Source organism: Bradyrhizobium sp. AUGA SZCCT0169, from assembly GCF_018130085.1.
GTDB lineage: Bacteria > Pseudomonadota > Alphaproteobacteria > Rhizobiales > Xanthobacteraceae > Bradyrhizobium.
Map to the genome: position 1 here is coordinate 48,745 of NZ_JAFCMC010000043.1, position 13,502 is coordinate 62,246.

Annotated in this window: 10 protein-coding genes and 1 pseudogene; 6 read left to right on the top strand and 5 right to left on the bottom strand. The window is 63.1% G+C overall.

Annotated elements, in window-relative coordinates; genetic code table 11:
- Window positions 1–25 precede the first annotated feature (25 nt).
- The 5 genes from JQ609_RS30760 to JQ609_RS30780 form a co-directional block, all read right to left on the bottom strand.
- Entirely contained in the window at window positions 26–1,024 is a 999-nt protein-coding gene (locus JQ609_RS30760) for an ABC transporter ATP-binding protein (RefSeq protein ID WP_212276452.1), read from the bottom strand.
- Window positions 1,021–2,019 (bottom strand): ABC transporter ATP-binding protein, encoded by a 999-nt coding sequence (locus JQ609_RS30765; RefSeq protein WP_212276453.1) that lies wholly within the window; start codon window positions 2,017–2,019, stop codon window positions 1,021–1,023. The genes JQ609_RS30760 and JQ609_RS30765 overlap by 4 nt, the downstream gene beginning before the upstream one ends.
- Window positions 2,016–2,987 (bottom strand): ABC transporter permease, encoded by a 972-nt coding sequence (locus JQ609_RS30770; protein WP_212276454.1) that lies wholly within the window; start codon window positions 2,985–2,987, stop codon window positions 2,016–2,018. The genes JQ609_RS30765 and JQ609_RS30770 overlap by 4 nt, the downstream gene beginning before the upstream one ends.
- Before the next feature lie 14 nt (window positions 2,988–3,001).
- Window positions 3,002–3,982, bottom strand: coding sequence for an ABC transporter permease (locus tag JQ609_RS30775; RefSeq protein WP_212210584.1), 981 nt, complete (start codon window positions 3,980–3,982; stop codon window positions 3,002–3,004).
- 112 nt (window positions 3,983–4,094) lie between these two features.
- Window positions 4,095–5,690, bottom strand: a complete 1,596-nt coding sequence (locus tag JQ609_RS30780) for an ABC transporter substrate-binding protein (RefSeq protein WP_212276455.1) — start codon at window positions 5,688–5,690, stop codon at window positions 4,095–4,097.
- Window positions 5,691–5,957: 267 nt separating this feature from the next.
- Here JQ609_RS30780 and JQ609_RS30785 point away from each other — a divergent pair.
- From JQ609_RS30785 to JQ609_RS30810, 6 genes and pseudogenes are all read left to right on the top strand, one after another.
- Window positions 5,958–6,167: pseudogene (locus JQ609_RS30785) on the top strand (NAD(P)/FAD-dependent oxidoreductase); the annotation flags it as partial.
- A gap of 98 nt (window positions 6,168–6,265) precedes the next feature.
- Complete coding sequence (locus tag JQ609_RS30790) at window positions 6,266–6,520, top strand: DUF6489 family protein (RefSeq protein ID WP_209843454.1); 255 nt, start codon at window positions 6,266–6,268, stop codon at window positions 6,518–6,520.
- A gap of 62 nt (window positions 6,521–6,582) precedes the next feature.
- Window positions 6,583–7,317: an esterase/lipase family protein gene (locus JQ609_RS30795; protein WP_249128586.1), complete on the top strand. Its 735-nt coding sequence runs from the start codon at window positions 6,583–6,585 to the stop codon at window positions 7,315–7,317.
- A gap of 102 nt (window positions 7,318–7,419) precedes the next feature.
- Complete coding sequence (locus tag JQ609_RS30800; RefSeq protein ID WP_212276457.1) at window positions 7,420–8,964, top strand: wax ester/triacylglycerol synthase family O-acyltransferase; 1,545 nt, start codon at window positions 7,420–7,422, stop codon at window positions 8,962–8,964.
- A 9-nt stretch (window positions 8,965–8,973) separates the two neighbouring features.
- Window positions 8,974–9,969, top strand: a complete 996-nt coding sequence (locus JQ609_RS30805; RefSeq protein WP_212276458.1) for an alpha/beta fold hydrolase — start codon at window positions 8,974–8,976, stop codon at window positions 9,967–9,969.
- A gap of 194 nt (window positions 9,970–10,163) precedes the next feature.
- Window positions 10,164–13,400: a bifunctional cytochrome P450/NADPH--P450 reductase gene (locus tag JQ609_RS30810; protein WP_212276459.1), complete on the top strand. Its 3,237-nt coding sequence runs from the start codon at window positions 10,164–10,166 to the stop codon at window positions 13,398–13,400.
- Window positions 13,401–13,502 lie beyond the last annotated feature (102 nt).

Sequence of the window (13,502 nt, forward strand, 5' to 3'; positions counted from 1 at the left end):
CCGTTTGGTTGACCCATCCCTGTGATCAGGCTGGCACGGCCTCGGCCGGCGAATTGACGGCGTGGCAGGCGACGCCGTTGATCAGCGCGGGTGCCTTTTGACGGCACAGATCATAGGCCAGCGGGCAGCGTGGGTTGAAGGCGCAGCCGGGCGGTGGGTTGATCGGATTGGGAATCTCGCCCTTGACCGGAATCCGCTGGCGGCCGGACATCGCCAAATCAGGAACCGCACCCAGCAGCATCTTGGTGTAGGGCATGCGTGGATTGTTGAAGAGTTCGCGCCCTTCCGCGATTTCGACGATGCGGCCGAGATACATCACGCCGATGCGGCTCGCCATATGCCGCACCACGGCAAGGTTGTGGCTGATGAAAAGATAGGTCAGGCCAAACTTGTCCTGCAAATCGCGCATCAGATTGAGGATCTGCGCCTGCACGGAAACGTCGAGCGCCGAGGTCGGCTCGTCGCAGACGATGAATTCGGCTTCCGAGGCCAGCGCGCGGGCGATCGCGATGCGCTGGCGCTGGCCGCCGGAAAACTCATGTGGAAATTTCAGGCCGTCGTCGGCATGCAGGCCGACGAGGCTCAGCAATTCACCGACCCGCGCAGCGATGTCGCGCTCGCCCGCGATCAGGTCGAAGGCGCGGATCGGCTCGGAGACGATGGCATCGACCCGGAAGCGCGGATTGAGGCTCGCATAGGGGTCCTGGAAGATCATCTGGATGCGGCGGCGCAGTTTTTGCCGCACCTGCGCCTGCCTCGCATCGGTCATCGAGACGCCGTCGATGACGACTTCGCCCGAGCTCGGCGGCAGCAATCCGACCACCATCCGTGCCACGGTGGTCTTGCCCGAACCGGATTCGCCGACGAGGGCGAACGTCTCGCCCTTCTTGATGCCGAAGGTGACGCCGTCGACCGCTTTCAGGAATTCGAGGTGGCCGCCTTCGAGCACGCGGTTGAGCCACGGTTTGGAAACGTCGAACTCGCGGCGTAAATTCCTGACGTCGATGAAGGGTGCCGCGCTCATGCCGCGGTCTCCTTGATCGTGGCCTTGGGCGCGGCATCATAGAGATGACAGGCCACGGCCTGCGTACCGTGCGCGATCGGCTCCGGACGCTCGACGCGGCAACGGTCGAAGACGAAGCCGCAGCGCGGGTTGAACGAGCAGCCCTTCGGGATCGCCGACAGCCGCGGCATCGAACCGGGTATCTGCACCAGCCGCTTGTCTTCGCCCGCCAGTGTCGGGATCGCGCCCATCAGACCCTTGGCGTAGGGATGCAGCGGGTTCTGTACGACGTCCTGAACCGGGCCGATCTCGGCGATCCGTCCCGAATACATCACCGCGACGCGGTCGGAGGTTTCGGCGATCACGCCCATGTCGTGGGTCACCAGCATCACGGCGGTGCCATGGTCGCGGCCGAGGCGTTTGATCAGCGAGATGATCTGCGCCTGCACGGAGACGTCGAGCGCCGTGGTCGGCTCGTCGGCGATGATCAGATCCGGTTCGGCGCAGATCGCAAGCGCGATCACGACGCGCTGGCGCATGCCGCCGGAGAATTCATGCGGATAGGCGTCGATACGTTTTTCCGGCGCGGGAATGCCGACTTCCGCCAACAGGTCGATGGCGCGCTTGCGCGCCGCGGTCTCCGAGAGATTGAGATGGGTCCGGATGGTTTCGACGATCTGGTCGCCGATCTTGTAGAGCGGATTGAGGCTGGTGAGAGGATCCTGGAAGATCATCCCGATGCGTTTGCCGCGGATGCGGCGGATTTCTTCCGGCGGCAGATGATCGATCCGCATCCCCGACAGATGGATCTCGCCGCCTGCGATCCGCCCCGGCGGATCGATCAGGCCGATCACGGCAAGGCCCGTCACGGATTTTCCCGCGCCGGATTCGCCGACCACGCCGAGCACCTCGCCCTTGGCGATGTCGAACGAGATGCCGTTGATGGCGTGCAACACGCTGCGGCGGGTGTGGAACTCCACCTCGAGGTTACGCACGGAAAGGACAGGACTGGTCATCGGAGCTTCGGGTTGAGCGCGTCGCGCAGCCAGTCGCCGAGCAGATTGATGGAAAGGATCAGCCCGGCCAGCGCAAAGCCCGGGAAGGCCACGATCCACCATTCGCCAGCGAACAGATAATTGTTGCCGATCCGGATCAGCGTGCCCAGCGAGGGCATGGTGTCGGGCATCCCGGCGCCGAGGAACGACAGCGTGGCTTCCGTAATGACGGCGAGCGCCAGGTTGATGGTGGCGATCACCAGGATCGGACCCATCGTGTTCGGCAGCACGTGACGCAGCATGATGATGGGGGCGGGGAGCCCGATCAACTGGGCGGCCGCGACATAATCCTTGTTCTTCTCGACCATGACGGAGCCGCGCACGGTTCGGGCATACTGCACCCAGAAACTCAGTCCGATCGCGACCACCAGCACCACCAGCGTACTCATGGCGTCCAGCCGGTTGCCGAACACCGACTTGGCGACGCCGTTGACGAGGAGCGCGATCAGGATGGCGGGGAAGGTGAGTTGCACGTCGGCGATACGCATGATCAGGCCATCGACCGCGCCGCCGACATAGCCCGCAATCAGCCCGAGCGTAATTCCGAGCGCGCCGGCGAAGACGACGCCGAGCACGCCGACGACGAGCGAGATCCGAAGCCCGTAGAGGATAGCGGAGAACACGTCGCGGCCCTGCTCGTCGGTGCCGAGCAGGAACGGGCTCTGGCCGTCGGCGGTCCATAGCGGCGAAATGCGCGAATTCATCAGCTGCAGCTGCGCCGGATCGAACGGGTTCTGCACCGAAAGCACCGAAGCAAAGATCGCCAGCAGGAAAAACAGGATGGTGACGGCTGCCGCCACCATCGTCAGCTTGGAACGGCGGAACGAATAGAAGATGTCGCTGTCGAGCGCGCGCCTGAACCAGCTCGTGCCGGCGCGCGCCACTGCTGCGCTCGGCTCGGCTCGGTGGGGAACGACGGCGTCGGACATCTCTGATCCTTCTTTCAAGCCGGACGGCGGATGGTCGAGCGCAGGCGCGGATCGACGACGGTATAGAGGATATCGACCACCAGGTTGATGGTGACGAAGATCAGCGACACCATCAACAGGTAGGCCGCCATGATCGGGATATCGACGTTTTGCACTGCCTGCACGAACAGCAACCCCATGCCCGGCCACTGGAAGACGGTTTCGGTGATGATGGCGAAAGCAATAACCGAGCCAAATTGCAGCCCGGCCACGGTGATGACGGGAACCAGCGTGTTCTTGAGCGCGTGACCGAAATGGATCGCGCGCGTGGTCAGGCCACGCGCCCGCGCGAAGCGGATGTAGTCGGTGCGCAGGACTTCCAGCATTTCGGCGCGCACCAGCCGCATGATCAATGTCAGCTGGAACAGGCCGAGCGTGATCGACGGCAGGATCAGCGCCTTGAGGCCGGAGAGGGTCAGCAGGCCGGTGGTCCACCAGCCGACCCGCACGACCTCGCCGCGGCCGAACGAGGGCAGCCAGCCCAGGGTCACCGAAAACAGGTAGATCAGCAGAATACCGATCAGGAAGGTCGGCAGCGAGATTCCGATCAGCGATACGGCCTGGAATATCTTGGCAAGCACGGTGTCGCGTTTGAGCGCCGAATAGACCCCCATCAGGATGCCGAACACCATTGCGAAGATGGTGGCGCAGATCGCGAGCTCGAGTGTTGCGGGCATCCGCTCTGCGAGCAGGCTCGAGACCGGCTGGCGGAACTGATAGGACACGCCGAATTTGAACTGGGCGGCATTGCCGAAATAACGCGCGAACTGCACCGCGACGGGATCGTCCAGACCGAGCGATTTGCGAACCGCCTCGCGTTCGGCGGCGGGCGTGTCCAGCGAGACGATCTGGTTGACCGGGTCACCTGCGAAGCGGAACATCGAGAACGAGATGACCCCGACCGCAATCATGACGCCGATAGCCTGAATCGCCCGGCGAAGAGTGAAAGCGAGCATGTATTCCTTTCACTTTCTTCCGGTGCGACGTCTTCTTGGCCGACGTCGCTGTCAGCCGGAAAGGAAAGGTCCCGGAAGCATCAGGCTGCCGGGACCTTGATAGACGAAGTGCTTAGTCCTGTTTGGTCGCCCAGTACAGCAGCACCTGATTGTCGGCACGCTGCGAGAGCTTCACCTTTTTCGATACGCCCCACGCCAGCGCCTGCTGATGCAGCGGGATGTAGGCGAAATCCTTGGCCGCGATCTGGAACGCTTCCTTGATCAGCAGATCGCGCTTGGTTGTATCCGTTTCGACCAGCACCTTGTCGGTGATTTCGTCCATCTTCTTGTTGCAGTAGCCGCCGAGATTGGCCTCACCGCGCGCGACCTTCGGGTCGTCGCGGCAGCCCATGATGTCGTACAGAACATTGTGCGCGTCGGAGGTGCCGGGCGTCCAGCCGAGCAAATAGAACGACGTCTGGTAACCGCCGGGCTTCAGAACCTTGGCGAAATACTGCGCCTTGGGTTGGGCCAGCAGGTTCACCTTGACGCCGATGCGAGCCAGCATGCCGACCACCGCCTGGCAGATCGCGGCGTCGTTGACGTAGCGGTCGTTCGGGCAGTCCATCGAAACTTCGAAGCCGTCGGGATAACCGGCTTCCGCCAGCAGCTTCTTGGCGCCTTCGGGATCGACTTTCGGACGGGTGAAATCGCCGGCGAGCTTGTAGAGCTGCGGCGCGATCATCAGCGCGGAAGGCGTCGAAAGGCCGCGCATGACGCGGGTCTTGATCAGTTCGACATCGATCGTCTTGAAGAACGCCTCGCGGACGCGGACATCCTTGAAGGGGTTCTTGCCCTTGATGTTCGAATACAGCAGTTCGTCGCGGACCTGGTCCATGCCGAGGAAGATGGTGCGGATTTCCGGCCCCTTGAGCACCTGCGCGGTCGGCGTTGAATCCACGCGCGAGATGTCCTGCAGCGGAACCGGTTCGATGACGTCGACTTCACCCGACAGCAGCGCGGCAACGCGGGTGGCGTCGGAGCCGATCGGGGTAAAGATGATTTCCTTCAGATTATGTTCGGGCTTCTGCCACCAGTTCGGGTTGGCCTTGAACACGGTCTTGACGCCGGGCTGGTGGCTTTCGATGCTGAAGGCGCCGGTGCCGTTGGCGTTGAGCGAGGCATAGCTCGGCGTGGTTGCCGCGGCGGGCGTCGGTGCGACGACATTGTTCGCCTCGGCCCACTTCTTGTCCATGATGTACCAGGTATCCCATTGCGAGTTCAGGATGGGATTTGGCGAAGTCAGGATGAAATCCACGGTGTAGTCGTCGATCTTGACGACCTTCGCATCCTTGGGAATGCGGGTCTGCAGGTTGGAGCCGGCGGCGCGAACGCGGTCGGCCGAGAACACCACGTCGTCGGCGGTGAAGGGGTCGCCGTTCTGGAACTTGACGTTCTTGCGCAAATGAAAGCGCCAGCGGGTCGGCTCGGGGGTCTCCCAGCGCTCCGCCAGTCCTGGAATGATCTTCAGGTCCTTGTCGCGCGCGATCAGGCCTTCATAGACCTGTCCGAGGTGGGCGTGGGTCGTGCTTTCGTTAAGCGTATATGGATCCAGCGATTTGAGATCGCCTTGATTGGCGTAGCGCAGGGTCTGGGCCGATGCCGGCGCAACCGCAAAGCCGAGCATTGTAACCGTAGCCGCTGCAAGCAAACTCCGACGTAAAGACATTTGTTCGATTTCCCCGCTTTGATCAGCCTAATTCCGCAATATCGGCGGATATTGCCGATCCCTGTTGCCAAAGTCCAGCCGCCGCGCAGGCGCGATCCCTCTCTGTGGATCGGTTTGCACCGCGATGCGGCAATGGCTAGCTTTACCTTAGGCTGTGGGCGCGAATTCGTTACATTAAACTTTTGGAGCGCCGGTGGCGGAACTGAGGGCCGACGTTCTGGTGTTGGGGGCGGGCATGGTCGGCGTTGGCGCTGCGCTGCACCTGCCCGGCCGTGGAAGGGGGCGCGGCCCTGTTTGCCGGACATGCTGCCGGTGATCGGGAAGGCGCCCCGCCATCCCGGTTTGTGGTTCGATTTCGGCCACCAGCACCACGGCCTGACGCTCGGACCTGCAACCGGCCGGCTGCTGGCGGAAATGATGACCGGCGAGACCCCGTTTGCCGATACTACCCCTTTTGCTGTCGAACGTTTTGGTTGACCATAGGGGGCGAACGGGGGCCCGGAAGGCGGTCTTGTCCTTGCGTGACTCAGCCGGTCACGGTGATACTGCGGCAAGCCATTAATGAAGGAGCGGCCATGAAGGTAAACGTCGAAATTGATTGCACGCCGCTCGAGGCCCGGCAGTTCTTCGGACTTCCGGACGTTCAGCCGATGCAGACCGCGGTCATGGACAAGTTGCAGCAGCAGATGATGGCCAACATCGACAAGGTCTCGCCGGAATCGCTGATGCAGTCCTGGTTCACCTTCGACCCCAAGATCGCTGAACGCTTTCAGGACATGTTCGTGACCATGGCCGGTCTCGGCGGCATGGCCAAGAAGGACAAGAAATAGTGGCCGTCGCGGAGGGCGCGCCGGCGGCAGAACGCAAGCTTCGTCCGCCGAGCCTGTTCCTGATGCTCGCCGAAGCCAGAAGCGTGTTCGAACTGAATTCGAGCCTGCTGCTGTCGCCGCTGTTGATGCGCGCCCCGAAGGGCGACGGTCATCCGGTGCTGACGCTGCCGGGATTTCTCGCCAGCGATTTGTCGATGGCGCCGATGCGGCGCTACCTGAAGGAGCTTGGCTACGACAGCTATGCCTGGAACATGGGCCGCAATTTCGGCGGCGTCGCCAGCAAGCGCGGTGCGTTACGCGACCTCGTCAAGCGAATCCACGAGACCACGGGACGAAAGGTCAGCATCATTGGCTGGAGTCTCGGCGGCGTCTACGCACGCGATCTCGCGCTGCAACTGCCGGACATGGTGCGATCGGTGATCACGCTCGGCAGCCCGTTCGCCAACGACATCACAGCGACCAATGCGACGCGATTGTACGAAGCGCTGTCGGGGGAAAGCATCCACGACAACCCGGAGATCAGGGAGGCGATCGCCGGCGACCTGCCGGTGCCCGCGACCTCGATCTATTCTCGCACCGATGGCATCGTGAACTGGCGTACCAGCCTGCTGCGCCCCTCCAGCACGGCCGAAAATATCGAGGTGCATCTCGCAAGCCATATCGGCCTAGGCGTCAACCCGGCCGCCTTGTGGGCGGTGGCCGACCGGCTGGCGCAAAGGGAAGGCGAATTTAAGCATTTTGATCGTTCGGGCCCGTTTGCCATTGCATATGGGACCCCGGAAAATGCACTATCCTGACCAATGTCGTTGAAGACCGGGGACACCCAACCCCCGTCTTCAGGACCATCTGAACGCCAGAAGCGCCATCAAGGCGTCGCGTGATCTCTGCGGGAGGAAAACATGACTGACGCCAAGAAGCTGTCTTCGATGGACGCGTCGTTTCTGTACCTGGAAACGCCTGAGATGCCGATGCATGTCGGAAGCATGGCGATCTTCCGCCTGCCCGAGAACTACAACGGCAACTTCTTCGAGGATTTCAAGGCGATGATCGGCTCGCGGCTGCACCTTGCGCCGATCCTGAAAGCGCGCCTGGAAAAGGCGCCGCTCGACATCGATCATCCGTCCTGGGTCGAGGACGACCAGTTCGACATCGACCGCCACATTTTCCGCGGCAGCCTGCCGGCCCCCTACGACCGCGCCACGCTGGAGCGCATCGTCGGCTGGATGCATGCCAAGCTGCTCAACCGCGCCCGTCCGCTCTGGGAGTTCTATGTCTTCGAGGGCATGAAGGACAACGAGATCGGGCTTTATTCCAAGATGCACCACGCCTGCATCGACGGCGGCGCCGGTGCGGCGCTCACCAACATGATCTACGATCTGACTCCGGTGCCGCGCCAGGTCGAACCGCCGACGGCGCGCAAGGTCGCGCAGGAGCCGCGCGACATCGCCGCCAATTTGATCGATTCCTATCAGCAGCTTTGGCGCCAGCCGTTGGATTCCTCGTCGGCGCCGAAGAGCCTGGAATTGCCGCGCTCGGGCAAGAGCGATCTCGGATCGATCCTGTTCGACAACGCCATGTTCCAGATCGAGAGCGCGGTGAAATTCGCCGCCAGCGTGCCGACGATGCTCAAGAGCGTTTCCGAAGTGGTCGGCAAGATTTCCGATCCGAAGTCACGCGACAGCATCGCCAGCATGGTTTCGCCGCCGACCATCCTGAACAAGGCGATCTCGTCGGAGCGCAGCTTTGCCGGCACCTCGATCTCGCTGTCGCGGGCCAAGGCGGTGGCGAAAGCCTCCGGCGGCAAGCTCAACGATGTCGTGCTGGCGCTGTCCTCCGGCGTGGTGCGGCGCTATCTGCTGCAGCAGGGCGCGCTGCCGACCAAGTCGCTGACGGCGGCGGTGCCGATTTCGCTGCGCGAGGAAGGTAACACCGAGGCCAACAACCAGGTGTTCGGCATGATCTGCTCGATTGCCACCAACCTCGAGGATCCCAAGGGGCGGCTGGAAGCGATCATCGCGCAATCCACCAAGTCCAAGGAGATGTCGCATCCGCTGCGAGCCTTGATGCCGCAGGTCTCCAACATCTCGATGCTGGGCGCGCCGATCCTGGTTCAGATCCTGGCGCTGCTCTACAGCCGTTCCGACCTCTCGAACGTGCTGCCGCCGGCGGCCAACATCACGGTGTCCAACGTGCCGGGACCGCGACAGACTTTGTACGCCGCCGGCGCGGAGTTGCTGCATATCTTCCCGGTGTCGATCTCGACCCACGGGCTCGCGCTCAACATCACCGTGCAGAGCTATCGCGATCAGCTCGATTTCGGCTTCATCGCCGGCGCCAACATCATTCCGCATGTCCAGGTCTTGTGCGATATGCTTCCGCTGGAGTTTGAAGCGCTGGAGGCGGCCTATGCGCCGCCGCCGAAGATGACCAGCGCGGCTGAATAGGGTGTTGCGATGATTGAAATGCCGCCGCTGCAGTTCGCCGAGACGAACGGCATTCGCATGGGTTACTACGAGGCCGGGCCGAAGACCGACAAGCCGCCGGTGATACTGTGCCACGGCTGGCCGGAGATCGCGTTCTCCTGGCGTCACCAGATCAAGGCGCTGAGCGAGGCCGGGATCCGGGTGATCGCGCCGGATCAGCGCGGCTATGGTTCGACCGACCGGCCTGAGCCGGTCGAGGCCTATGACATCGAGCACCTCACCGGCGATCTCGTCGGCCTGATGGACCATCTGAAGATCGACAAGGCGATCTTCGTCGGCCACGACTGGGGCGGCTTCATCATCTGGCAGATGCCGCTCCGCCATATCGATCGTGTCGCCGGCGTGGTCGGCATCAACACGCCGCATCACGATCGCCCGCCGGCCGATCCGATCGAGCTGTTCCGCAAGCGGTTCGGCGACAGCATGTACATCGTGCAGTTCCAGGATCCGGCCCGCGAGCCCGACAGGATCTTCGGCAGCCGGGTCGAGCAGACGTTTGACGCCTTCATGCGCAAGCCTGTGCCGCGGCCCGCCGACACACCTGCCGACCAAGTGGTTGCCGGCGTCGGTGCTTCCCCGCGACTCAATCTGGCGTTTCCGCAGATGATCGCGGGTTACGACGCCAAGCATGATCCGCGCACACCGATCCTGTCACCGGAAGAGAAAAAGGTGTTCGTCGATACGTTTACGAAGTCAGGTTTTACCGGCGGCATCAACTGGTACCGCAACATGTCGCGCAACTGGCAGCGTTCGGCGCAGATCGATCACACCGTGAAAGTACCGGCGCTGATGATCATGGCCGAGAACGACCACGTGCTGCCGCCGTCGTCGGCTGATGGCATGGAAAAGATCGTTCCCGATCTCGAAAAATATCTGGTGCGCGACAGCGGCCATTGGACGCAACAGGAAAAGCCGGACGAGGTCAGCGCCAAACTGATCGAATGGCGCAGAAAGCGGTTTGGCTAGAGCGAGTGATGCTGGGCTCTCTCCGGTCGTCATTGCATGCAACAAACGCGAAGCGTTTGTGCAAGGGAGCGAAGCGACGAAGCAATCCATTCTTTCTTTTCGTCGTGAGATGGATTGCTTCGCTTCGCTTCGCTCGCAAGACGCGGTGAGAGCGCGGTTGTTCAAGGCAATTTGAGGCAGGGGTAATATCGACAATGGCGTCACCGAACAAACTCAGTCCGATCCCGCATCCGCCGAAAAAGCCCGTTGTCGGCAACATGCTGTCGCTGGATCCGAACGCGCCCGTTCAGCATCTGGTGCGGCTGACCAAGGAGCTCGGGCCGATCTTCTGGCTCGACATGATGGGCGCGCCGCTGGTGATCGTGTCGGGCCACGATCTGATCGACGAACTCTCCGACGAGAAGCGTTTCGACAAGGCGGTGCGCGGCTCGCTGCGCCGGGTGCGCGCGGTCGGCGGCGACGGGCTTTTCACCGCCGACACGTCGGAGCCGAACTGGAGCAAGGCGCACAACATCCTGCTGCAGCCGTTCGGCAACCGCGCGATGACGTCCTATCATCCGAGCATGGTCGACATCGCCGAGCAGCTGGTCAAGAAGTGGGAGCGGCTGAACGGCGACGAGGAAATCGACGTCGTCCATGACATGACCGCATTGACGCTCGACACCATCGGCCTTTGCGGCTTCGACTACCGCTTCAATTCGTTCTACCGCCGCGACTATCATCCATTCGTGGAATCGCTGGTGCGCTCGCTCGAGACCATCATGATGACCCGCGGCATCCCGCTCGAAGGCCTGTGGCTGCAGAAGCGCCGCAAGGATCTGGCGCTGGACGTCGCCTTCATGAACAAGATGGTCGACGAGATCATCGCCGAGCGCCGCGGTAACGCGGAAGCCGCCGAGGGCAAGAAGGATATGCTCGGCGCCATGATGACCGGCGTCGACCGCACCACCGGCGAGCAGCTCGACGACGTCAACATCCGCTACCAGATCAACACCTTCCTGATCGCGGGCCATGAGACCACCAGCGGCCTCTTGTCCTGCACGCTCTATGCGCTGCTCAAGCATCCCGACGTGCTGAAGAAGGCCTATGAGGAAGTCGACCGCGTGCTCGGCCCCGATATCGACGCGCGGCCGACCTATCAGCAGGTCACGCAGCTGACCTACATCACGCAGATACTGAAGGAGGCGCTGCGGCTGTGGCCGCCGGCGCCGGCCTACGGCATCGCCCCGCTCCAGGACGAGACCATCGGCGGCAAATACAAGCTGAAGAAAAACACCTTCGTCACCGTGCTCGTGATGGCGCTGCACCGCGATCCCAGCGTGTGGGGACCGAACCCGGACGCGTTCGATCCGGAGAATTTCAGCCGCGAGGCCGAAGCCAAGCGCCCGGTCAACGCCTGGAAACCGTTCGGCAATGGTCAGCGCGCCTGTATCGGGCGTGGATTTGCGATGCACGAGGCGGCGCTGGCGATCGGCATGATCCTGCAGCGCTTCAAGCTGATCGACGTCAACCGCTACCAGATGCATTTGAAAGAGACGCTGACGATCAAGCCGGACGGATTCAAGATCAAGGTGCGCCCGCGCGCCGACAAGGAGCGCGGCGCGTTCGCCGGTCGCGCGGCTGCCGCGGTGGCGGCCTCGAACACGGCCGCAGCGCCGGCCCGGACCCGCCCCGGCCACAACACGCCGCTGCTGGTGCTCTACGGCTCCAACCTCGGCACCGCCGAAGAACTCGCCACCCGCGTCGCCGACCTTGCCGAGGTCAACGGATTTGCGACCAAACTCGGCGCGCTCGATGACTACGTCGGCAAGCTGCCGGAGCAGGGCGGCGTCCTGATCTTCTGCGCCTCCTATAATGGCGCAGCCCCCGACAACGCCACGCAATTCGTCAAATGGCTGGACAGCGGCTTGCCCAAAGACGCGCTGGCCAAAGTCCGTTACGCGGTGTTCGGCTGCGGCAACAGCGACTGGGCGGCGACCTATCAGTCGGTGCCACGCATGATCGACGAACAAATGACCGCGCATGGCGCGCGCAGCGTCCATGGGCGGGGCGAGGGCGATGCCCGCAGCGATCTCGACGGCCAGTTCGAAAAATGGTTTGCCGCCGCCGCCGCCGCGGCCACCAAGGAGTTCGGCCTCGCGTCGACCTTCACCCGCAGCGCCGACGATGCGCCGCTGTACACGATCGAGCCGGTGGCGCCGACCGCCGTCAACGTGATCGTGGCGCAGGGCGGGGTTTCGCCGATGAAGGTGCAGCTCAATTCCGAGCTGCAGAACAAGGCCGGCGCCAATCCGTCCGACCGCTCGACGCGGCATATCGAAGTGCAGCTGCCGCAGGGGACTTCCTACCGCGTCGGCGATCATCTCAGCGTGGTACCGCGCAACGATCCGGCGCTGGTCGATTCCGTCGCGCGCCGGTTCGGCTTCCTGCCCGCCGACCAGATCAGGCTCGCGGTCGCCGAAGGCCGCCGCGCGCAACTGCCGACTGGCGACGCCGTGTCGGTCGGACGTTTGCTGACCGAGTTTGTCGAGTTGCAGCAGATCGCGACCCGCAAGCAGATCCAGATCATGTCGGAAAACACGCGTTGTCCGATGACCAAACCGAAGCTGCTGGCCTATGTCGGCGATGACGCCGCGTCGACCGAGCTTTATCGGAGCGACGTTCTGGCGAAACGCAAATCGGTGTTCGACCTGCTGGAGGAATATCCGGCCTGCGAGCTGCCGTTCCATGCTTATCTCGAAATGCTGTCGCTGCTGGCGCCGCGCTATTACTCGATCTCGTCGTCGCCGGCGGGCGATGCCTCGCGTTGCAGCGTCACCGTCGGCGTGGTCGAAGCGCCCGCAAGTTCGGGCCGCGGCGTCTACAAGGGCGTCTGCTCGAACTACCTCGCCGGCCGCCGCGCCGGCGACACCATCCATGCCACGGTACGCGAGACCAAGGCGGGCTTCCGCCTGCCGGACGATGCGTCGGTGCCGATCATCATGATCGGCCCCGGCACGGGGCTGGCGCCGTTCCGCGGCTTCCTGCAGGAGCGCGCCGACCGCAAGGCCAAGGGCGCGAGCCTAGGGCAAGCGATGCTGTTCTTCGGCTGCCGCCATCCCGAGCAGGACTTTCTCTACGCCGAAGAACTGAAGGCGTTCGCCGCCAACGGCATCACCGATCTGCACACCGCGTTCTCGCGCGCCGACGGGCCGAAGACCTATGTGCAGCACCTGGTCGCGGCGCAGAAGGATCAGGTCTGGAACCTGATCGAGAAGGGCGCGATCGTCTATGTCTGCGGCGACGGCGGCAAGATGGAACCGGACGTCAAGGCAGCGCTGGTGTCGATCTATCGCGAACGCACCGGCGCGGACGAAGCAGCAGGCCTGCGCTGGATCGACGATCTCGGCGCCAGGAACCGCTACGTGCTGGATGTGTGGGCGGGGGGATAGTCTTTCATCCGTCGTCCCGGCGAACGCCCTAGGGCATGCACACATGTCTGAGGCTCCATCCTGCGGCGGCGGCGTGGAAGTATTCGAGGCCGTGCTTCATGG